Origin of the sequence: Anabaena sp. 4-3 (assembly GCF_001597745.1) — a bacterium.
Taxonomy (GTDB): Bacteria; Cyanobacteriota; Cyanobacteriia; order Cyanobacteriales; family Nostocaceae; genus Trichormus.
Genome location: NZ_LUHJ01000026.1, coordinates 42,070 through 65,059 on the forward strand (window position 1 = coordinate 42,070; position 22,990 = coordinate 65,059).

The window sequence follows — 22,990 nt, forward strand, 5'->3', positions numbered from 1 at the left end:
GGTGCTACAGTTAAAGATGACATTGCATAATCTTATGTCTTGTAAGACCCATTCTGAAATATAGCTTCAATCATTAGGCGCAGCATGGTCACCACCGCAGAAAAAACAAACATCGGTTACATTACCCAAATCATTGGTCCGGTTGTAGACGTAAAATTTCCCGGCGGCAAATTACCGCAAATCTACAACGCCTTGACCATCAAAGGCACTAACGAAGCTGGACAAGAAATCAACCTGACCATCGAAGTACAGCAACTTTTGGGCGACAACCAAGTTCGCGCCGTTGCTATGAGTTCTACCGATGGTTTAGTGCGTGGTTTGGAAGTTGTTGATACAGGCGCACCCATTAGCGTACCCGTTGGTAAAGCTACCCTCGGTCGAATTTTCAACGTCCTGGGCGAACCCGTAGACAACCAAGGGCCAGTCAATAACGAGGAAACTCTACCCATCCACCGTTCCGCGCCTAAGCTAACTGACCTAGAAACCAAACCATCCGTATTCGAGACAGGGATTAAGGTCGTTGACCTGCTCACCCCCTATCGTCGTGGTGGTAAAATTGGTCTGTTCGGCGGTGCAGGTGTGGGCAAAACCGTGATCATGATGGAGTTGATCAACAACATCGCAACTCAACACGGTGGCGTGTCTGTGTTCGCTGGCGTGGGAGAACGTACCCGTGAAGGGAACGACCTCTACAACGAAATGATTGAATCTGGGGTAATCAACAAAGACAACCTCAACGAATCTAAGATTGCTCTCGTTTACGGTCAAATGAACGAACCACCCGGAGCGAGAATGCGCGTTGGTTTGTCTGGTTTGACAATGGCAGAATACTTCCGGGATGTGAACAAGCAAGACGTATTGCTGTTCGTTGACAACATCTTCCGGTTCGTACAAGCTGGTTCTGAAGTATCCGCACTGTTAGGTCGGATGCCTTCTGCTGTAGGATATCAGCCAACCTTGGGTACTGACGTAGGTGAACTGCAAGAGCGGATTACCTCCACTACCGAAGGTTCTATTACCTCAATTCAAGCTGTATACGTACCTGCGGACGACTTGACCGACCCCGCACCAGCAACCACCTTTGCTCACTTAGATGGTACAACTGTACTATCTCGTGGCTTGGCAGCTAAGGGTATTTATCCCGCAGTAGATCCTCTGGGTTCTACTTCTACCATGTTGCAACCCAACATTGTAGGCGACGAACATTACAACACTGCACGCGCTGTACAAGCAACCCTACAACGCTACAAAGAATTGCAGGACATCATCGCTATCTTGGGTCTAGATGAATTGTCTGAAGAAGACCGTCTCACCGTAGCACGGGCGCGGAAGATTGAGCGTTTCTTGTCTCAGCCTTTCTTCGTAGCGGAAGTATTTACCGGTTCCCCTGGTAAGTACGTGAAGTTGGAAGACACCATCAAAGGCTTCCAGAAGATTCTATCTGGTGAATTGGATGATCTGCCAGAGCAAGCCTTCTATTTGGTAGGCGACATCAACGAAGCGATCGCCAAAGCTGAAAAACTCAAAGGCTAGAAATTAGTCATTAGTCATTAGTCATTAGTTATTAGTGCAAAGCTATTTGACTAATGGCTGTTGACTGTTAACTGTTGACCCTTGACTTGAAATTATGACCCTAACTGTCCGTGTAATCTCCCCAGATAAAACAGTGTGGGATGCTGAAGCTGATGAAGTGGTTTTACCCAGCACTACCGGTCAGCTAGGTATCTTGAGTGGACACGCGCCACTGTTAACCGCACTGGATACAGGTGTATTAAGAGTACGCCCTAACAAAAGCGCAGATTGGCAAGCGATCGCTCTTTTAGGTGGTTTCGCTGAAGTTGAAGAAAACGAAGTGACTATTCTGGTGAATGGTGCTGAACGTGGCGACAGCATTAACCAAGAAGAAGCTCGTGCTGCTTATAGCCAAGCTCAAACAAAATTGAACCAAGTACCAGCCGGCGATCGCCAAGCTCAAATTCAGGCTAATCAAGCCTTTAAACGCGCTCGCGCTCGCTTTCAAGCTGCTGGCGGTTTGGTTTAAAGGTACGGTAAGTAGATTATTTTTTAGGGTGGGCTATTGGCTCACCCTATTTTGTTTAGATGGAGTTTTTTTAAACGCGGAGAGAAGTATGAGCGGCGGCTACCGCCGTAGACGCGCAAGCGGCTTGTCGTAGACATCATAACTTCTCCTAACGGAGACGCTGCGCGTAGCTTGCTTCCCCGTAGGGGTACGGTGGGAACGCGGAGGTAAACGCGGAGGGGAGGCAGCGCGTTGGGCGGGTTTCCCGACTTAAAGCGACTGCCGTCGCGCGGAGTGTGAAGAGTTTGTACTTAGAGGTAAAAGTTACACTAAGTTTAAGAAATCTTGCTCGGTTCGGATGAAGTGATACTTGATCAGGATATTGCCAACCAGTCAGATCAATTGTTTTTAGAAAGACAAAACCGCCCGTGTGATACCTTGCTAGCAACACTAACAGGACATACACGGGCAGTTTTAGCGATCGCTTTTAGTCCAGATGCTCACTAAAATTCTGTCCACAGGCGGCGATGATAACACCATTAAATTGTGGAATGTTCACACTGTTGAGTCTTGAGTGCTGAGTTGCGAGTGCTGAGTGAAGAATGATATTTTTCCTCTATCCCCAGTCCCCAGTCCCCAGTCCCCAGTCCCCAGTCCCCAGTCCCTTAATCAAGCACTACCTGTGAAGGCAACTTCAGGGAATTTTAACTGTGCTTCTGCCATCGGACGGTTTCTACCTTCCTCTTGCCAGTAGTTAATCACTTCTGTTGCCTTGTTGAGCAACTCTACGCGATCTATATCAGAAATCCAGTGTTTAGATTCGAGTTCTTTCTTTAACTCTTCCCAGGCATCATTTCTAGGCCAGAAAAAATACTTAGTCAAAGGGCTTGTACCTTTGCCTACAACTTGATCAACTGCTAGGGCAACGTTCTCGTCTAGCCAAAGAATTTTCAAAATGAACTTGGACAATTATACCTCCGGGGAATCTCCGGCTACTAATTACTAAGTTTGCGATCGCTTATTTTAACCTAATACTCAGTCACTTGACAAAAGAGGTTGGAGAATTGGGTATGGGGAATGGGGCATTTTAGATATTAGGGATGATTGTATAGATAGAGATAATTGTGAATAGACCTGATTTTGAGGATTTGGAAATTTACCGACTGGCTGAAAAGTTGGCTAATGTGATTTGGAAGAAAGTCAATAAATGGGATAATTTCGCTAAAGATACAGTTATCTCAAATCCATAGGCAATAGAAATTAGAGCCTAGAAACTTATAGGCATAAAGCAAGAGCAGGAAATACTCCATACCCCATGCCCCATTCCCCGATTATGAGTAAAAACTTTTCAGCAAAAGCGATCGCTATATTTGATATTGATGGTGTTATCCGCGATGTGGGTAATTCCTATCGTCGGGCATTAGCAGACACGGTAGAATATTTTACTAACAGTGCTTATCGTCCTACATCCTTAGAAATTGACCAACTCAAATCAGAAGGCATTTGGAATAATGACTGGGAAGCATCCCAAGAATTAATTTATCGCTACTTTGCCAGTCAAGGACAGCCCCGCGAACAATTACAACTAAATTACGACAGTATTGTTGCCTTTTTTCAATCCCGTTATCGTGGTTCAAATCCCGACAATTGGACGGGATATATTTGTGATGAACCCTTATTATTACAAAAGAGCTACTTAGAGCAATTGACACAAGCGGATATAGCTTGGGGGTTCTTCAGTGGTGCAACCCGTGCTTCTGCTACCTATGTTTTAGAGAAACGTTTGGGTTTACAGTCTCCGGTATTGATTGCAATGGAAGATGCACCCGGTAAACCAGATCCTACAGGACTTTTTGCCACCGTCAACAAGTTAGAGAATGAATTAGAGGCAACATCAACAGTCATCTACGTAGGTGATACCGTGGCGGATATGTACACTGTAGGTAAAGCTAGAGAACTGAAGCCTCACCGGACTTGGATTGGTGTGGGTATTCTACCGCCTCATGTACAGGAAACCACAGCCCGCAGTGAGGCTTATACACAAAAACTACTCACAGCAGGTGCAGCAGTGGTTTTAAGTAATGTTGAACAGCTCACTTCAGATAAAATTCAGGAATTATTACTACAACAAAAACAGTAACAGGACTTACGCAACTGGCATATTAGTAGGGTGCGTCAGTTATCAAACATACGTTTATTGACAACATTGAAACAGTCTGACGCACCCTACAAGATATATTTAATGTGACTGGCATATTAGTAGGGTGCGTCAGATATCAAAAATACATTTATTGAAAACATTTAAGCAGTCTGACGCACCCTACAAGATATATTTAATGTGACACTTGCGTAAGTCCTAAGTAAAAATAGTTTGAGTCTTGGGAATTGGGAGGAAGTCGCGGAGTGGTGCATGACGAACTGGCAGAAAATTTAGACAAGATCACTCAGAAAGATTTTACCTGGCCTTTCTGGTTTACTTTGCCACTTTACCCTTACGGTAAGCGGCGAACACTGCGTCAAGAGGTGATTAAAGACACTATCTGGACTTTTGACCAGATGCAGGGCATTTTTTACGTGATTGTCCCGATTCGCATGACTGTAGTCAAGTTAGATGCGGGGGGACTGCTGGTATATGCGCCTGTTGCACCGACTCCTGAATGTATGAGGCTGATGAATGAATTAGTGGCAGAACACGGAGATGTGAAATATATCATTCTGCCCACAATTTCCGGTTTAGAACATAAAATCTTTGTCGGCCCTTTTGCTCGATTTTTTCCGCAAGCACAGGTATTTGTAGCACCTAATCAATGGAGTTTTCCGCTAAATTTACCATTAAGTTGGTTGGGTTTACCTGGTAGACGCACTTCTGTACTACCAGCAGATAGCAGTCAAGCCCCCTTTGCTGATGAATTTGATTATGCCATATTAGATACTATTGACCTTGGCCCTGGCAAATTTGCAGAAGTCGCATTTTTCCACAAGCGATCGCACACTTTATTAGTCACAGATACGGTGATTTCCGTCCCAGAAAATCCCCCAGCTATAGTTCAGTTAGATCCTTACGCCTTATTATTTCACGCTAAAGATCAAGCCTCAGATATCGTTGCCGATAACCAAGCTAATCGCCGTAAAGGATGGGAGCGCATCACCTTATTTGCTTTGTATTTCCGTCCCAGCGTGTTAGAAGTACCCAAATGGGGGGAGGTATTCCGTGAGGCTTTCAAAGCCCCTGACCGGTCATATAAAGCTTATTTTGGCTTGTTTCCCTTCAAATGGCGCAACGATTGGCAGCGTTCGTTTCAGGCGGTGCGGGGGGATGGGCGTTTATTTGTCGCACCCATATTACAGGCGTTAATTCTCAACCGCGCACCTAGAGAAACGATTAATTGGGCTGAGAAAGTAGCCAGTTGGGATTTTCAATGGATTATTCCCTGTCATTTTGACGCACCAATTAAAGCTGAACCATATCAGTTTCGCCAAGCGTTCTCTTTTTTAGAAAAACAACCGGCTGTGAGTGCTGGTTTATTTAGTAGTGATAGTTATCCTTTACCAGAGGCAGATTTTCAACTGCTCAGACAGATTGATCAGGGTTTAAATCAAAGTCGAATTGTACCACCACCAAAGGAGAAAGTTTAGCAGTAACAGCCTATTTTTGGACAGCAAAACCCGATTAACCTTTGATTCCTTTAAACCGTTCTTTTGCTTTCTCAAACGCCTCTTGCATTACAGACTGAATTTCTTGAGGGTTGGGTTTATTACCACCCATTAAATCACCAAAGTAAACACAGGCTGTTTCCCCTAAAGACCAAGTATAAGCTGCTGCCCAAGAAGCTGCGATCGCACTACCAAAACCTGGTACAAATTTAATTAACTCCCTTCCAATAGCTTGGGCTAAAAAACCACCGGCGATCGCACTCACAATACCACCAGCTTGAGATGGTGACAAGTTCTGTCCATAAAGTTTACCTAATAGCGTCACCATCGAGACTTGCAAAGCAGTCAATACAGGCATTGTAGCAAAGGGTAATGGTACAGCCGCCACAGTAGCCGCCATCACCGCAAATGATAAGGTGTAACGTCTACCCACATCTCGGTAAATATTCCCCAATTTCTCAGCCGCTTGCTTATCTAATAACTGATAAATTGCCTGTGCTTCTGCTTCGGGAAGTAATTCAGCTAGATTATCCCTGAGTGCTTCCAAGCCGTAAAAGACCGGATGATAACCATCTTCTTCTAAAGTAAAGTCAATCAGAAGCGAGCGATCGTATAATCCAGCAAAGGCTTCTTGAATCCCAGTATACGCCCGGTTTAGCTCCTCATAGTCTGGCGGATAAGCCGGATGATCCGAAACACTGGGCGGATAAATTTCATGTAAGCAGGTAACAGCTAATAAACAGGGAACTTCTGGATATTTCTCACGCAACTGTTGAGCAATTTGGCGGAGTGTATCAGTGGCGAAGTCATTAATTTTTACTGTTAAAATTAAGACTCTAGCGCGTTTAGTTTCCTGTTGTAAATCTCCTACCAACTCTTGAATAATCGCCTCTGTTTCTTGGCTAATATCACCTAGTCCTACTGTATCAGTAAAAATCAGTAAAGGTAGATCATTAGAAGGATAAGCATAACGTTCAGTGTGTTGTGTGTGGGGACGATATCCCTGTCCAACAATTTCCGCCGAAACCCCTGTTAGTCCCCGGACAATGGAACTTTTACCAGCTTGCGGCTTACCAATTAACAAAGCTTCTGTAGTTGGTAGTTCTTGACGGACTTTCTCTAAAATTTCGGTAATTTCAGTTTCGCTGACGCTAAACCATTGCGCTACTGTTTGTTTAACTTGGTCTACAGGTAAGCGTTGGATGACATTTTTGCCTGTCTTGTTCCAGACATTAGTTAGGCGATTTTTCCAAGAGTTCGGTCTAATCATTGCGCCATTGTTCGGTTCACTGAACTTTTAAGAACTGGATGATTACAGTTCTTCCACTACAATTGTGCCGTTAACTTATTGACATTCACCATCGATTTATCGATAGTGATACTAGCGGATGTAGACTATAAATTAATCTGACTTTTCGCGGAATCTGGAAAACCCCTCTCCAAACCTCTCCCCTACAAGGAGAGAGGCTTTGATTTTTCCCCCTTCCCTAGTAGGCAAGGGGGTTAGGGGGTTAGGTTTCACGTTAGCTTTTCCACATAACGTGAAAAGTCAGATAAATTAATCCCCTTGGGGGTATTCATTCCATAAGGTGGTAATTTCGCGCAAACTTTGATGATTACCATTGCCTAAAATCAAATGGTCTAATAACGGTATTCCTAATAATTGCGCCCCTGCTAATAATTGGCGCGTTAATTCTATATCTTCTGGGCTGGGTTCTAAGTTACCAGAGGGGTGATTATGGGCTATTATTGCCCTGGTTGCACCTTGGCGAATCACTTCTCGAAAAATCTCACGGGGAGAAGCTAAGGTTTCTGTGGCTGTACCGATGGTAATCACTTGTGTACCCAGTAGGCGATTTTTCACATCTAATAACAACACAGCAAAACGTTCTTGGACTTGCCACATTAAATCTTGACTCAACGCCGCAGCCGCAACAACTGGGCTATCAATGAGAGTACGCTCTGAGGGACGGGATTGAAAAGCGCGTTTACCTAATTCAATCCCAGCTAAAATAGTAGTGGCTTTTGCCGGGCCAACTCCTGGTATTTGCATTAATTCGGCGGGTGTGACTTCTCGCAATACTGCTAAAGGGTCACGTTGATGTTGACCCAACTGTTGTAAGATATATTGTCCTAACCCGACGGCGGAAAGTTTGCCTGGCCCTTGCCCAGTAGCTAAAAGAATTGCTAATAACTCGGCCGTGGCTAAAGTTTTTGGGCCATAGGTAATTAATCGTTCACGGGGACGCTCATTTTCTGGGATGTCAGCAATTCTTAGGCAATAGGTCATAAAACAATTAAAGAATAGTCATAGTAGATACAACTATTTTTATTTATGCCCTGTTTGCGATCGCAATTATCTTAACTTGAGCAAATCTTTAATTTTCTGTTGCATCAAGATTAATCTTGCTTAAACAAGACTAATCCGAACTTCTCACCAGTGGGATGAAAACCAATTCCTCGGTATGCTGCTTGTGCGGCTAGATTTTCTGGACTGGTGAACAGGATAGCACGGTGAACACCTTGCGATCGCACCTCTAGTAATGAACCAGCTACCACACATTTAGCGTAACCTCTACCCCGCAATTGTGGCGGTGTCCAAACTCCGCCGATTTGCACCACATCAGGTAAACGTCCACTAAAGGCAGAATATGCAACCGGCTGATCTTCTGCGACTAACACCCAATGGTTAGCTGTAGCTTGATGCGCTTCCAGATTTTCACGGGAAGTGGTTCGTAAATCTGGGGTTGCTAATAGTCATTAGTCATTAGTCATTAGTCATTAGTCATTAGTCATTAGTTATTAGTCATTAGTCATTAGTCATTAGTCATTAGTCATTAGTTATTAGTCATTAGTTATCAGCTATTCTCCCTCATCCCCCTCATCCCCATTTCCCAAGGATTCTTTAATTTTGAATTTTGTAGGCGTAAGCCTTCCCGTAGGGTATTTTGAATTTTGAATTTTGAATTTACTTGTCTCCCCCTACACCCCTCTACTAATCTGTACTTCTTCAGCGACTCGCTTCAGACGGCGTAATTGGGCTTGCATATCTTCCTTTGTCCAGTTGGCGGCGAAGGAGTTAAAACCCCAACTAACTAAGGGGTTGGGAATATTAAACTCAAAGCGGTTGACTAGCAAAGTTCCGCTTTCGGTGGGTTGACATTCCCAGCGATCGCGTCCTTGAAAAAATCCCTGAAATTCCCACACGACTAAACCTGGTTGACGTTCCACCACTACACTGTTTAAAGTCGGTTGCAGTAGTGGTATTTGAATCAAAAAGCGGCTTTTACTACCGATATCCGTACTCCAAGTTTCACCCACAGGTTCGCAACGCAGCACTGGGTTAAGCCAACGGTGCATCAAAGCTAAATCTGTAATACAGCGTTCTACTACTGTGGCTGTAGCATTAATTTGAATTGATTGCTCAAAAATTTGGGACATTCTCAATGTTTTAGTTGGTGGTAGCTGCATTTAGGATATTTTGACACTTCCCAAGGCTTTTAGCCGTGGGATTTTTGCTCAAGAATTCCATTGTTTTGCCAATTTGGCTGATTTTAAGGCAATATATCCGACTCTTAAAATGTTGCCAAATTCATAATTTTAGGGACTTCTAGATAAAAAAATCTCTAAAATGTAGGGTGCGTCAGTACGAGAAACCCTAGCTATACCAAGAAAATATACTACTGACGCACCCTACTAACAGTCGATAGGGATAATTTATTTTTTGGTGTTCCTTTAACACTAGCATTGCTCACATTTGGCACTATCAAATTCATTGTATTTTCATTACTCAGTATGTCAGCAAAACCCTTGATTTAACGTGAAAATATGGCAAAGTTATGTAGCTTTATTTTATGTCTTTTTATGTCGCTAGCGTTGGGATGAAAAGATGCAATATATAAAAACACTTTTAGCCAAGATGGCATTAATTTATCAGCATTATATTGACTTTATTCAGAAATGTTTTATTGTCTTTAAGGAGTTAACTATCAGCCCATAGATGCAACATTGTTGCTTGGTCTAACAAAATACATATAATAATTTTTTATCAAAATTTACTTTATTTTTCCAACAAATTATTTATATGTATTTCATAAAATCTAAATTAATTATCCGATAAAATACCCGAATAATTGAATAATTAATTTTTGGACTCCCTTGAGTTTTTCTCTGCTAAAAGCCAGAAATTTCAATTCCTGAGTAACTTAGAAACAGAGAAAACAGAAATTATAATTTTTAATTATCTGATGCTTTCTGAGAGGTGAACAAGTGCAAACCGCGTTTTCCAAGTATCAGTTAAGTGAAGATATTACTTCATTTTTTGGTGAAAAGCTTTCTGAATCAGACCTGGAAAGCTGCTTAACAATGGTAGAGGTTTTAGACCCACCTGTTGCCAAACAGTTTTGGCAATTAGCCAACGCAGAACCAGGAATTTATATGGTCTTGGCTGGTAAAGTCAGGTTGTTGGATTATGCTGATAATTTAATTACAACTCTCACTAAAGGAACTGCATTTGGTGAAGCAACTTTATTCTCACAAACAGATTGGCAAATTTATACAGCTAGAGCGTCAGATGGGCTGAAATTATGTTACATTTCTGGCGAAATCCTGCAAACTTTGATGCTGAAATATCCCAGTATTCGCTCGCGTTTATTTGCTCATGCTGAAGTTTGGGATTTATTACTAACTTATTGTGCCAAGACACCCCAGCGTCCGATATCTGTACCGGGTATTCTCAAAGCATTATTTTTATTTGAGCGTTACGATTTGGAAGTTGGGCAAGTACCGGCAGAACTTTATCAAAATTCTCAGTGGTGGTTAGTATATCGAGGCGAACTGGCAAATGCAGAAGGACGCAAGCTAGTAGCTGGAGAAATGCGCCTGATTCAACAGCAGAATTGGCAAGTCACACAACCCGCAATTGTATATGTACTGAAAAACTCTCACTGGCAAACGGCGGTACAACATTGGCCAGAATTGGGATTATCTATCAATTTAGAAGCATCTGCTACTAATAATACTGCGCGAAAACCTCGCCAGAGTCGGTTGCAAGCACCCGACATGAGTTTGAACCGGAAAGTTATTCCGTTTCCGATGCAGACTGCACAACAATCAAAGCCAGAAAAACCACGCCCTTACTTTCCGAGTCCGAAAGTCAAAATTGGTCATTGGTGGAGAAATTTTGCTCAACGCTATCCCTTTTACGCCCAACAAAGTGCGGCAGATTGTGGTGCGGCTTGCTTGGTGATGATTTGTAACTACTGGGGTAAGCATTTTAGTCTGAATCGCTTGCGCCAGATGACGAACATCAACCGTAATGGCGCATCCTTAACAGCCCTAGCAACAGCAGCAGAAAGCTTGGGTTTTGCTGCTCGTCCTGTCAAAGCGAGTTTAGATAAATTAGCAGAACAACCTCTACCTGCGATCGCTCACTGGGAAAACAAACACTTTATAGTTGTCTACAAAATCACTACACAACAAGTGATTGTCTGCGATCCCGCCATCGGTCAACGTAGTCTCACCAAGCAAGAATTTCTCGCAGGTTGGACTGGTTTTGGTTTACTACTACAACCCACAGCCCGGCTGAATGATACTGAAGAGGAAAATACCAGCGTCTGGAAGTTTTTTCAATTACTCAAGCCTCACTATGGAGTGTTGTTAGAAATATTCATGGCTTCCGTAGTGATGCAATTATTTGGGCTAGTCACTCCAGTATTTACCCAGTTATTGCTAGATCGTGTGCTTGTGCAACGTAGCGTTGTCACCTTAAACGCCGTTGGTTTAGGGATGATTATTTTTGGTCTGTTTAACATTACCATGAACGGAGTGCGGGCATATCTGCTCAGTCACACCGCCAATCGGATCAGCATCTCTTTACTGGTGGGTTTTATCCAGCATACCTTCCGCTTACCTCTTTCCTACTTTGAGTCGCGCTACGTGGGGGATATTGTCTCACGCATCCAAGAAAACCGGAAAATTCAGCAATTCCTCATTGGTCAGACACTATCAGTCATTCTGGATATGCTGACCTTGGTCATCTATCTAGCCTTGATGTTCTGGTATAGCTGGCAGATGGCATTATTTGTACTATTGACCGTTCCACCATTTTTTATTCTGGCACTGGCTAGCACAAGTATCCTCCGTCGCATTTCTAGAGAAGTATTTAATGCTGGGGTAGAAGAAAACAGCTATATTATCCAATCTCTCACAGGCATTCGCACAGTTCGCTCCTTGGCAATTGAACAGACAGTACGTTGGCGTTGGGAAGAACTGCTGAATAATTTGGTTAAAAAAGCTTTCAATGGTCAAATAATTGGGATTCGCCTCTCGATGATCAGTGGTGCAATCAATACCTTTGTGAGTGCAGCACTGATGTGGTTTGGTGCATGGCAAGTGATTCAAGGAGAACTCTCCATTGGTCAATTAATGGCTTTTAATATGTTGGTGGGTCACGTTTTGAGTCCTTTCCAACGACTCTCACAACTGTGGAATCAACTTCAGGAAATCCTGATTTCTACAGAACGGATTAATGATGTCTTAGAGGCAGAACCAGAAGAAGATTTACAACATCAACTCCGCACACCTTTAGGTAGAATTCGCGGTCATATTCGTTTTGAGAATGTTACCTTCCGCTATCACTCAGAAAGTGAGACTAACGTGCTGGAAAATATCAGCTTTGAAATCCAGCCTGAGCAGATGGTAGCGTTAGTAGGGCGTAGCGGTTCTGGCAAAACTACCCTGAGTAAGTTAATTTTGGGTTTATATCCGCCCACAGAAGGGAAAGTGTTGATTGATGGATGTGATGTTACAAGTATTGCCCTGCGATCGCTCCGTTCTCAAGTAGGTGTTGTTGACCAAGATACCTTTTTGTTTGGTGGTACTATTCGGGAAAACATTTCTATAGCCCATCCAGAAGCCTCTCTAGAAGAAATCATAGAAGCCGCAAAATTAGCTGGTGCAGATGAATTTATTCAGAAACTACCAATGGGTTATGAATCCCAAATTGGTGAAGGTGGTGGGATGCTATCTGGTGGACAACGCCAACGTCTAGCGATCGCCCGTGCGCTGATGGGAAATCCTCGTTTATTGTTATTTGATGAAGCTACCAGTCACCTAGACTCGGAAACAGAAAGGATTATTCAAAACAACCTCAAAACCATTCTCAAAGGGCGCACCAGTGTGATCATTGCCCACCGTTTGTCTACTATCCGCAATGCAGACTTGATTCTCGTTTTGGATCGGGGTTTATTGGTGGAAAGCGGTACTCACGAAGAATTAATTGCGAAACAAGGTCATTACTATTACCTAAATCAACAGCAACTCTCAAAAGTCGGTTGATTGTAGTTTAGTCATTAGTTATTAGTCATTGGTCATTAGTCAACAGTCAACAATCAACAATTATCTATGCCTCATGCAACTTCCGAAACTGTGAATCAGTATGTAAGTCCTCAACAGACTCAGGAACTTACTCAATTTCAGGAGCAAACAGAAACACCTAACGACAGCGAAGGTTTATATTATGGTACTGAAGCATTACTGGATGCTTTACCAAGGTTATGGACACGCCTTGTTTTATATACATTAGTCGGCTTTGTGTTCATTGCTTTACCTTGGGCTAGCTTCTCTAAAGTGGATGAGACAGGAAGCGCAAGAGGACGACTAGAACCTGAAGGTGCAACCCAAAAATTGGACTCTCCTGCTGGTGGCAGTGTCAAAACTGTGATGGTGAAAGAAGGCGACATTGTAGAAGCTGGACAGGTGTTGTTGGAACTGGAGGATGATATTTTACGGACTGAACTGCAAGAAGCACAAGCAAGACTATCTGGTTTACTCAATCAACAGGCGCAGTTGGATGTAATCATTAACCAAATACAATTAACGCTGAACGTTCAGGAACAACAAAACAAGTCTCAAGCTTTAGAAAAAATGTCCCAGGTTAACCAAGCGCAACAAAATCTGGAATTAAGGCAGAGTATTCATAGCCTACAAAAGTTAGAAAAACAAGCATTAGTCAATCAAGCACAGCAGCAGATTCAGGCGGCGCAAAATAACCTCAATTCGGCTCAGGAAAGGCTAAGTATAGATTCTAGGCAAGTGGAACGCTTTAACCAAATTGTTAAAGATGGTGCGGTGTCTGTCACCCAAATTGATCAACTCAAAAAAGAAGAACAAGAAAGCAAGCGGGTTTACAAAACAGCGCAATCTGATGTTAAACAATCACAATTGCGCCTAACTGAAGAGATGAGTCGTTATCAGGCGACAATGAGTCAGTTGGAGTCTGATATTAAGCAAGCCCAACTTCGACTACAAGAGGCAGAAAACAGCTATCAAAGCATTCTGCAAGCTGGTAAACTGGCTGTATTGAAGATTCAGGAACAACTCAAAAATTTAGAACAACAAGTAGTAACGGTGCGATCGCAAATCGCCCAAACTCGCAGCCAAATCCAATCCTTAAAGTTGCAGATGCGTCAAAGAGTAGTACGCGCACCTATTGATGGGATGATTTTTGAGTTACCCATCACTAAACCAGGGGCAGTAGTACAACCAGGGCAAAGAATTGCTCAAATTGCTCCTAAAAATGCAGAATTTGTACTTAAAGCCCAAATACCCAGTCAAGATAGTGGTTTCTTGAAGGTGGGAATGCCAGTCAAAATCAAGTTTGATGCTTATCCTTTCCAAGAGTATGGCATTGTGCCAGGTAAAGTTACTTGGATTTCTCCCAACTCTAAAGTTAGTCAAATACCCCAAAGTCCTGGAGAAACTTTTGAATTAGAAGTTACTCTACAGCAGCAGTATATCCAAAATCGTGAAAAACCGATTCGCTTAACTGCTGGTCAGACGGCAACTGCTGAGGTAATTATTCGCCAGAAACGAGTGATTGACTTTGTTCTAGATCCGTTCAAGAGACTGCAAAAAGATAAATTAGAACCTTATACCAATTCTCTATGAAGTTGCATCAAATAAATAATGTAGAGACGTTGCATGCAACGTCTCTACACCACAGAATAAAGTGCATCTTCATGAAGAAAGGGTATTAGTCACGTCGCTACGCTCCGAATTCAAAATTAAAAATTCAAAATACCCTACGGGAAGGCTTACGCCTACAAAATTCAAAATTAAATACCCCAGGATGATTATGACAATCTCAAGTTTGAATATTGATAGTTCAGAGATTATTCAGCATCTCAAGATATCGTACCAACTGCCAGAGATTTTACAGGCGATCGCATCCCAAAAAGTGATTGCACAAGCAGCAGAGGAAGCCGGAATTACCGTCACACCAGAGGAGATACAGCAAGCTGGGGATAACTTCCGCTTAACTAAGAAGCTAGTCAAAGCCCAAGATACATTGACATGGCTAGAAAAACACCATCTTTCTGAACATGATTTTGAAGCATCAATCTGCAATCAAATCCTCGCTAAGAAGTTAGCTAATCATCTCTTTGCTTCTCAAGTCGAAAAGTTTTTTTATCAACACCAACTAGATTATGTCACGGCTGTTACATATCAAGTCATATTTGATGATAGAGATGTGGCTTTAGAAATCTTTTATGCCATAGAAGAAGGTGAAATCACTTTTCCAGACATTGCGCGGATGTATATCAAAGAACCAGAACAGCGTAGTATGTATGGTTATCAAGGTGTGCAACACCGTAAAGATTTTCGTCCAGAGATTGCAGCTATTGTCTTTGCTGCAACACCGCCACAAATTATCAAACCTATTACGACTCCTAAAGGAGTGTATTTAATTTGGGTAGAAGAAATTAATCAAGCTACATTAAATGAAGATTTACGCGAAAAAATCATTACAGAATTGTTTTCCGAGTGGTTAAAACAAAAAACACAAGGCTTAAAAATTTTCACTCAACTAAAATCAGATGCTAATTAGCAGCCTGAGCAGCAAATTTTCAACAAGTCTTGACTTAGTTAATCAACAATCTCAAATAGTTGAGAAAGTTACAATATTTTGTATGTATTGCTAACTAGCTATCCAGAAATAAATATACTTATGCAGCTTTGCATTGGCAGAGGAATACAGTCTTGGGGAAACCCCAAGGGTAGTAACTGCCTTGATGGGAAAGCAAAAACATAGAAACTACTCAGACTACTACCTTAGTAAAAAATACTAGCCTCTAATGCCTAATTTATGTTTCCTACTTAGCAGGATACAAAGTCGAAAATGCTTGATCAAAAGTTAAAGTCTTCTGTTGCAACATTATTAACAATATATAAAGAACATAATGCTTGAATTAATCATGTTTTCGTTTGTCTACTGTAAATAAAATAGAATTTTCCTCCCGTCAAAATATAAAAAAACTTGATTTTATACGACAGAAGATATTTTCTGTCGTCGTTTTTGTGTTTAATAAAATAAAGTTTTATCTACAGCAGTTTTATGATTTTGAATCAAAAAATAATCAAGAAAATCGAAAAATAAATCATAGATTTATCGTGGAGATCGGTTATATTTGAATTGTGAGGAGAAACAAACAAGCTTCTCACGAAAAAGCAAGCAAAAACAATAAATTGTTTGCTAGAAATAAATCTCATTTTTTCAGGAGAAACCAATGATTATTTCTGATTTGAACTATTTGGAAACTGCTAATCAAGAAGTTTTCGGTGGATGGGGTGGAACTGTTGTCAATTTCGACAAAGATTTAAACACCCATATTGACACAGATATTGATTTCGATTTTGATAGCTATATCGACCAGGACTTCTACAAAGATGGACATATCAACTTCAACGTTGATGTTCATGGTAATTCAGCTACCTTAGCCGTTGACAACGAAGCTTATGGTTACGATACCCTTGTTGAAGCTATTGCTGGACAATTAACCATTGAAAATAAATTATCTAGCCAATACTTCAAGCTAGTTTCTGCTGTTGACTAATCTTTAGAAGAGCTAGTTAGTTTAAATCATAATCATATACAATTATATGTATGGTTTAAACTGCTAGTTATTTCTTCTCAAAGCCTAGGCAATTGGATTTGCATCAAAGTTGAGTGTACCTTGATGTCAAAAGTTTTCTCATAGCGAGCCAAGTTTTAGTCATCAGGTAGAAGGAATCCAAAAATGTGAGTTTTTGGATTCCTACTCAATTTTCTATTAACAGAGTAATCAGTGATGTAATTAATAATAAAAACGAATATTTTACTATTAAAATTAAAGATGTTTCATATCTGTATACTATTAATTTTCTATGTTGTAAAATAGCAATTGTTCAGATATAGGCTGATATATCTTGTGAGATATTCATGAGAGAAAAAGATTTTGATTTGATCAGCCATTAGCTGGCAGTCATTCACAATGAATATAGCTAATTATCGCCTGGCAACCAGACTTTACAGATGCTGATCACAACTTAAGTTTTACACTACAAACACAAGGTAAATCACAAAAAGCATCTGTCTGCTATCAAAAAGCTCAAAACTTAAATATCCACTAGATACCAGATTATTTTGAATGAGATAGCAAAACCTGGGTTGATATGGTTAATCAAATGCCAAAAATCCTGAGCAACTTTTCAAAATTCTCAAATACCTCAACCAGACTACTGGGTTGATAAACAGAGTAGTTATCTGTGCAAACAACAACAACAGTTCAATCATTGCAAAGATTTTAAATTGGAGGAGATATTTTATGGTTTTCATCAGAGGAACTGATCAAGATGATACTCTTTTGGGTACATCAGGTGCAGATCCGATATATGGCCTCAAGGGAAATGACAGATTAACAGGATTAGGTGGTGGCGATATCATCCGAGGAGATGAAGGTGATGACATCATCTTTGGTGATCAACCTATTGACTTAACAAGCCCTAACCCCAACTTTTTTGAAAACCCTGACGATGGCGACGATATCCTCAACGGGGGCGATGGTAATGATTTTATTTGGGCTGGGGGTGGTAACGATGTCCTCAATGGAGGTAATGGAGATGACATCCTCATTGCAGGAAGTGGTGATGACATTCTCACGGGTGGTAACGGCAACGATTTCCTTGATGGGGGTAATGGCAACGATATCCTCAATGGGGGTAGTGGCGATGACATCTTAAAAGCTGGTGATGGCGATGATATGCTGATTGGCGGCTTTGGCAACGATAAAATGGATGGGGGTAGTGGCGATGACTTACTCTCAGGCGGCTTTGGTGATGACGAAATGTACGGGGGTAGTGGCAATGATTCTCTATACGGGGGCATTGGTAATAACACCCTTGTAGGCGAAGGCGGTAATGACTTTATTACTGCTGGTAGCGGTGATGATCGAATTTTTGGCGATCGCGACTCTTTTGGATCTGCCGACGGTAATGATGAAATTTATGCTGGTGGCGGCAATGACACTGTATTTGGTGGTGGCGGTAGTGACACCATCTATGGTGGCGATGGCAATGACTACCTTGACGGTGGTGATAATATTCCTGGCTTTGCTGTCAGAGACTTGGGCAGTAACGACCAACTATTTGGGGGCAATGGTAATGATATCTTAGTTGGCGGGTTGGGTAGTGACACTCTCAATGGTGGTGGTGCTTTACCTGGTGAGTACGATGTCTTAATCGGTGGTTTATACTTCGATCTCAACGGTGATGGTCAACCAGAATCAATCTTTAGTGAAGGTAGGGCTTTCCGTCTACCTACTTCAGATACCTTTGTGGTTGGAAATAGCAATGCTAATTTCTACACTGCCGGTTCTGCTAGCATATCCGGCATTTTAGGAGGTGTTGTGATAACTGGTTTTGGCGATCGCGCTGATATTGTAGACTTCGAGAATGGTGTAGATAAAATCCAAGTCAATGACCCAAATTCTCTCAGATTTCTCACCCTCGGCGCAAATACACTGATTGGAGTTACCGTTAACAATAACTTTGAAGTGATTGCTCAAGTTGTTGGATTTAATCAACCTTTTGCAGCTAACACATTTATTACTGAACCTACAAGCACTGTATAGGTAAGTCTTCATTGCATTTTCAGTACCAAATAATTCGTAATTTGCCGTTGATAATTCCCAATTACGATGTCTTGGAATAATTGATTGATTTGGGATATAAGCTCTTCAATTCATTGAGCCAAAGATAAGAAAATCTCAATATTCCAGCACCCGAATGCGCGGTTTAGGGTAATAATTGCGTACCTGATATCTTACACCATTTTTAATCAAAGTCGGGTAGGCAATGCCCACAACTTAAAAATCTATCTTTTGAGCGAACTTTTAGCTGTGCATCGCCGCCTTGTAATTGCCCTAACCCAACTGATGAAAGATATCAGGTACTTTGATTATTGTGCCAATGAGTATTAGCAATTCTCAATTTATATTTGCTGAAAGCAGTAAAAATTTTCTGGAAATCTTTCCTTTTGAACCACAAAATTCTTTAAGACTATGACTTCAGATACTCTGTTTTTACAACCACAAAAATCTCCCCGAAATGGTGATAATTCTGTTAGTAACTTCGTCAGTGCAACAGGAAGCGGGTTCTTGTACAATTTTAAGGGAAACCCTTTAGGTACTTCTAATTCTGTAGACGCAGACAACATCATCAAAGGGGGAGTAGCAACAGCCATTACTGAATTTGACGCTACAACTGGCCAAGAAACCTCATTTAGTGTTTTTGATAGTCAGAATAATATCTTTGGCATAGACGGTGCTTTTCAAGGCAATAGTCAGATAAATCTTCAACTTGTCAACACTTTTTCTGTTGCCTCTGGAGAGTTATTTTCTTTTGATTTTTTAGCTGAATTAACACTGAGAAATCAACAAATAGAAAATCAGAATGCTCATTATAATGCAGCTAAGTCTAAACTAGGTTTCCTAGTAGTAGATATATCTAATCCTAATCGAATCCAGGTTTTAGATAGATTTCTCATTCGAGGTGAATTAGATTCAGAACGACAAAAAGGTAAACTACGTATAACCGAAAGTAATAAAGTTACCATTATTGACAGTGAAGAATTCACTGGTCTTGATAGTAATAATGGTACAGGAGTTGTGAGAGGTCAAGCTATCGGAAATTATCAGAGAAAGTTTTATTATGATACTCAAATCGCTGTAATACAAATTAATTTCAGTGACGTTAGCTTGATAGGAGACGCGTTAATTGACAACTTGGGTGAAGATGTTATCTATGGCACAATTTCCCATGATAACCTCAGAGGCACCGATGGCGCAGACAAAATGTATGGCAGCTTGGGAGATGACTTAATCAGAGGAAAAAGAGGCGATGACATCCTCGAAGGCGGCCAAGGCAATGATACTCTGTTAGGAGGTAATGGTAACGATAAACTGCATGGTAGTTGGGGTGATGATATCTTGATTGGTGGTCGTGGTAATGATGTCTTAGTTGGTGGAGAGGGAAGTGATAAATTTGTTTTTCACCGTTTTGATAGCTTGCTTAAGGGTGAGTTAGATGTCATTGAAGATTTCCAGGTTGGTAAGGATCAGATTGTTTTCCAATACTGGGGTAGTGTTAATCCTATGTCTCACGTTAACATCACTGATACTGAAAATGGAACTCTTTTCCAGTTTAATGTGGCATGGAATCAAGGAGCATTCCTAATTAAAGATGTACATTCTAGCCAAATTACACCTGACTCCATAGCATTCGCATAAGAAACGCTCACAAATTTACTTTTTGAACTCCCTACTCCCTCATCCCGACAAAATTACAAGCTTAAATCTTCTGGAACTCCCAACATAATATTAAGATTCTGGACTGCGGCACCTGATGCGCCTTTACCTAAGTTGTCGAGACGCGCCACTAATAAAGCTTCTTTGGTAGCATCGTTAGCAAAGACGAACACCTGTACAATATTGCTGTCGTTCATTGCCATTGCATCTAAAAATGTACCATCTCGCAGGAGAGTAGCATCTTGAAATGGGGCTACTTGTACAAACTTTTCACCTTGATAATAGTCTGCGATCGCCTGATGAATCACTTCACCTGATGGCGGATTTTCCAGCGTCCACAAAGGTAAAGGTATTTGTACTAACATCCCCTGTGCAAAATCTCCGACTGCGGGAACAAACAACGGTGGGGATGCTAACCCTGAATGCTGGTGCATTTCTTTAACGTGCTTATGCCCAAACTGCAAACCATAAATCCCATAGGGATAAAGAGAATTTGCTCCCGTTTGCTGTTCATGAAAGCTATCATACTTCTGGATTAAATTCTTACCACCGCCAGAGTAGCCAGACACAGCATTAATCGTGATGGGAAAATTAACAGGAATCACACCCTTAACTATCAACGGACGAATACAAGCCAGAAATCCTGTAGGATAACAACCAGGATTACTGACAAACTGGGCATGAGCAATTTTTTCTCGTTGTTCAGGGTTTAATTCTGGAAAACCATAAACCCAATCTGTTGCTGTACGATGGGCTGTACTAGCATCCAAAATTTTCACTTGATTATGAATAACTAAGCTAACAGCTTCACGGGCTGCATCATCAGGTAAACATAGAATCACAACATCGACAGCATTAATTAATTTGGCTCGTTCAGTCGTATCCTTACGCTTAGATGGCTCAATACTGACTAACTCAATGTCATCACGTTGATTGAGACGTGAGTAAATCTGTAAGCCTGTAGTTCCCGATTCGCCGTCAATGAAAATTTTAGGTTTATTCATAATCTTATCTTTAAATTTTGAAACAATAACTCTTGTACAGACGTAATTTATCGCGTCTTTACAGGTTAATTTTTGAATTTTACCTTGTGCAGTAGTTCATCTTTGATGCGGTTGAGAATTGAAGTTTCATCCAGAGTGGACAAAATCCGATTAATCACAGCTTTAGGCCCGTCTGGCCCCCATGTTGCACCATTAGCTAAATAAACTTTAGTCACTTGTCCAATTCCATAGGAAGATACACCAGCTACCCCCGCTTGGGTGAGAGCGACTGAAATATAGGGGGCGATCGCAAGTCCGGCTGTGGCTGATGCAGAGATACCAAGTAAAGTTTTTAACCCACTTAACCCCAAGTTAGCTAATAATTCACTGACACCGATACCGCCCATACTGATGGCGATTTTTTGTAGCAGTTGCACAGCACCAGCTTCAGTCATGGGGATATTATAGAGTTTAGATAAACCTAAGATTAAAGTAATATCAATCACTATACTACTCAGAATATCTACGACCGTAACCGGATTGAGAGCGATCGCTACAGCTTTAGTCATCACCGCCTTCCAAATCAACTGATTAGCGTTCTGCTCCCGAATCATCAACTTACGCTGCACCAGTTGCTCATTCACATTATCAGCATACAGCATACTGTTCAACGCCACTAAAGCCTTGCCTTCACGCTGCAAAATCTCTAAAATCTTCAGCTTCAACTCTGCCACTTGAGCCGCACCCTGACGCAACTGTAAACCCCTACTACCATCAGCACGATAGACAGCCGTCTTTACCAGTGGTGAGGCTGCGGACATAACTATTTCTAGCGGTGTGAGTAATTCCCGCACCCTTTCATCCCGGATTTTTTGGTAAATTGCCATCCGGTCAGTTTCAGGATATTGGTCTACTTTATTAAATACCAGGATAATCGGTTTACCAGCTTCCCGTAATTGAGATAAAGCTTCATGCTCCACCTTAGTCATATCACCCGCAATCACAAACAGAATCAAATCCGCCTGTTTTGCTATTTGTTCCGCTAATGCAGCGCGGGTTTCTCCATCGATTTCATCTAAACCTGGGGTGTCAATCAATTCCACCTGAGATTTACCAACAGCAGGTAAAGTCACCCTCAAAGCCCGTTCTGTTTCACCAATGGCTTCTTCGCTAATAGTCCAATTGACACTTTGAGCCGCACGGGTGACACCATGTAAAGGGCCAGTTTCAAACACTGATTGTCCCACCAAAGCATTTAACAGAGAAGACTTACCCCGTCCCACCATGCCAAAAGCCGCAATTTGAACCACCATACTGTCTAATTTTGCCAGCATAGTTTCCAAATCAGCGATTTCTGACTCTAAACCCGCTTTTTCTTGGGAACTCAGGTCAAGATTTTCCACCAAGTTACGTAATGCGGTTTGAGCTTGTTTATAGTTGAGTTCCGCTTGAATATCTTCAAAGCTAAAAATAGCATGATCTAGTTCTTCCTCCCAGTTGGGTGAGTTGCTGTGATGCGGTTCAGGCAATATGGAAGTCACCTCGCTGCGCTCCAAATTCAAAATTTAAAATAGCCTACGGCATCGCGTAGCGTCCCGTAGGGAAGGCTTACGCCTACAAAAGTCAAAATTAACAATCCCTCTTGATCCTAGTTGGTTGTGGGTCAATTCGTCATCGCCCAAAAATTCATCCCACACTGCCCTCCGGGT

Annotated in this window: 19 protein-coding genes; 12 read left to right on the top strand and 7 right to left on the bottom strand. The window is 41.6% G+C overall.

The window, feature by feature from the left end:
• Positions 1–84: 84 nt before the first annotated feature.
• The 3 genes from atpD (at position 85) to A3775_RS24580 (ending at position 2,527) form a co-directional block, all read left to right on the top strand.
• Complete coding sequence (atpD, locus tag A3775_RS06760; RefSeq protein WP_066379693.1) at positions 85–1,533, top strand: F0F1 ATP synthase subunit beta; 1,449 nt, start codon at positions 85–87, stop codon at positions 1,531–1,533.
• Positions 1,534–1,627: 94 nt separating this feature from the next.
• Positions 1,628–2,041: an ATP synthase F1 subunit epsilon gene (atpC, locus tag A3775_RS06765; RefSeq protein ID WP_066379690.1), complete on the top strand. Its 414-nt coding sequence runs from the start codon at positions 1,628–1,630 to the stop codon at positions 2,039–2,041.
• Positions 2,042–2,365: 324 nt separating this feature from the next.
• Positions 2,366–2,527 (top strand): WD40 repeat domain-containing protein, encoded by a 162-nt coding sequence (locus tag A3775_RS24580; protein ID WP_197480103.1) that lies wholly within the window; start codon positions 2,366–2,368, stop codon positions 2,525–2,527.
• Positions 2,528–2,689: 162 nt separating this feature from the next.
• On the opposite strand, the gene A3775_RS06770 is transcribed toward A3775_RS24580, so the two are convergent.
• Positions 2,690–2,989 (bottom strand): 30S ribosomal protein PSRP-3, encoded by a 300-nt coding sequence (locus A3775_RS06770; RefSeq protein ID WP_015141290.1) that lies wholly within the window; start codon positions 2,987–2,989, stop codon positions 2,690–2,692.
• A 155-nt stretch (positions 2,990–3,144) separates the two neighbouring features.
• On the opposite strand from A3775_RS06770, the gene A3775_RS25220 reads away from it, so the two are divergent.
• The 3 genes from A3775_RS25220 to A3775_RS06780 all read left to right on the top strand — a co-directional run bounded on the left by A3775_RS25220 (position 3,145) and on the right by A3775_RS06780 (position 5,656).
• Complete coding sequence (locus tag A3775_RS25220; RefSeq protein WP_255363854.1) at positions 3,145–3,270, top strand: hypothetical protein; 126 nt, start codon at positions 3,145–3,147, stop codon at positions 3,268–3,270.
• Positions 3,271–3,353: 83 nt separating this feature from the next.
• A complete protein-coding gene (locus tag A3775_RS06775) occupies positions 3,354–4,160 on the top strand; it encodes a TIGR01548 family HAD-type hydrolase (RefSeq protein ID WP_066379687.1) in 807 nt (268 codons plus the stop codon).
• Between the two features lie 263 nt (positions 4,161–4,423).
• Positions 4,424–5,656 carry a DUF4336 domain-containing protein gene (locus tag A3775_RS06780; protein ID WP_066424330.1) on the top strand — a complete coding sequence of 411 codons (1,233 nt, stop codon included), beginning with the start codon at positions 4,424–4,426 and terminating at the stop codon, positions 5,654–5,656.
• Between the two features lie 34 nt (positions 5,657–5,690).
• Here the strand turns inward: A3775_RS06780 and A3775_RS06785 are convergent, their stop codons facing one another.
• The 4 genes from A3775_RS06785 to A3775_RS06800 all read right to left on the bottom strand — a co-directional run bounded on the left by A3775_RS06785 (position 5,691) and on the right by A3775_RS06800 (position 9,115).
• Positions 5,691–6,944 (bottom strand): GTPase family protein, encoded by a 1,254-nt coding sequence (locus A3775_RS06785; RefSeq protein ID WP_066424332.1) that lies wholly within the window; start codon positions 6,942–6,944, stop codon positions 5,691–5,693.
• Positions 6,945–7,232: 288 nt separating this feature from the next.
• Positions 7,233–7,964, bottom strand: coding sequence for a DNA repair protein RadC (gene radC / locus A3775_RS06790; RefSeq protein WP_066379679.1), 732 nt, complete (start codon positions 7,962–7,964; stop codon positions 7,233–7,235).
• A 110-nt stretch (positions 7,965–8,074) separates the two neighbouring features.
• Positions 8,075–8,389, bottom strand: coding sequence for a GNAT family N-acetyltransferase (locus tag A3775_RS06795; protein ID WP_255363858.1), 315 nt, complete (start codon positions 8,387–8,389; stop codon positions 8,075–8,077).
• 267 nt (positions 8,390–8,656) lie between these two features.
• Positions 8,657–9,115: an SRPBCC family protein gene (locus tag A3775_RS06800; protein ID WP_066380066.1), complete on the bottom strand. Its 459-nt coding sequence runs from the start codon at positions 9,113–9,115 to the stop codon at positions 8,657–8,659.
• Positions 9,116–9,943: 828 nt separating this feature from the next.
• On the opposite strand from A3775_RS06800, the gene A3775_RS06805 reads away from it, so the two are divergent.
• From A3775_RS06805 to A3775_RS06830, 6 genes are all read left to right on the top strand, one after another.
• On the top strand, positions 9,944–13,012 hold the full coding sequence (locus A3775_RS06805) for a peptidase domain-containing ABC transporter (RefSeq protein WP_066424335.1): 3,069 nt from the start codon (positions 9,944–9,946) through the stop codon (positions 13,010–13,012).
• 66 nt (positions 13,013–13,078) lie between these two features.
• Entirely contained in the window at positions 13,079–14,623 is a 1,545-nt protein-coding gene (locus A3775_RS06810) for an HlyD family efflux transporter periplasmic adaptor subunit (protein WP_066424336.1), read from the top strand.
• Between the two features lie 187 nt (positions 14,624–14,810).
• The gene (locus A3775_RS06815) at positions 14,811–15,563 is read left to right on the top strand and encodes a peptidylprolyl isomerase (RefSeq protein WP_066424337.1); all 753 of its coding nucleotides are present in this window, start codon (positions 14,811–14,813) and stop codon (positions 15,561–15,563) included.
• Positions 15,564–16,242: 679 nt separating this feature from the next.
• Positions 16,243–16,569, top strand: coding sequence for a hypothetical protein (locus A3775_RS06820; protein WP_066379671.1), 327 nt, complete (start codon positions 16,243–16,245; stop codon positions 16,567–16,569).
• Between the two features lie 750 nt (positions 16,570–17,319).
• On the top strand, positions 17,320–18,624 hold the full coding sequence (locus tag A3775_RS24075) for a calcium-binding protein (protein ID WP_066379669.1): 1,305 nt from the start codon (positions 17,320–17,322) through the stop codon (positions 18,622–18,624).
• A 429-nt stretch (positions 18,625–19,053) separates the two neighbouring features.
• On the top strand, positions 19,054–20,280 hold the full coding sequence (locus A3775_RS06830; RefSeq protein ID WP_066379664.1) for a calcium-binding protein: 1,227 nt from the start codon (positions 19,054–19,056) through the stop codon (positions 20,278–20,280).
• Between the two features lie 53 nt (positions 20,281–20,333).
• On the opposite strand, the gene argC is transcribed toward A3775_RS06830, so the two are convergent.
• Positions 20,334–21,302 (bottom strand): N-acetyl-gamma-glutamyl-phosphate reductase, encoded by a 969-nt coding sequence (gene argC / locus A3775_RS06835; RefSeq protein WP_066379662.1) that lies wholly within the window; start codon positions 21,300–21,302, stop codon positions 20,334–20,336.
• Between the two features lie 65 nt (positions 21,303–21,367).
• Positions 21,368–22,822, bottom strand: coding sequence for a GTP-binding protein (locus tag A3775_RS06840; RefSeq protein ID WP_066380065.1), 1,455 nt, complete (start codon positions 22,820–22,822; stop codon positions 21,368–21,370).
• Positions 22,823–22,990: the final 168 nt, after the last annotated feature.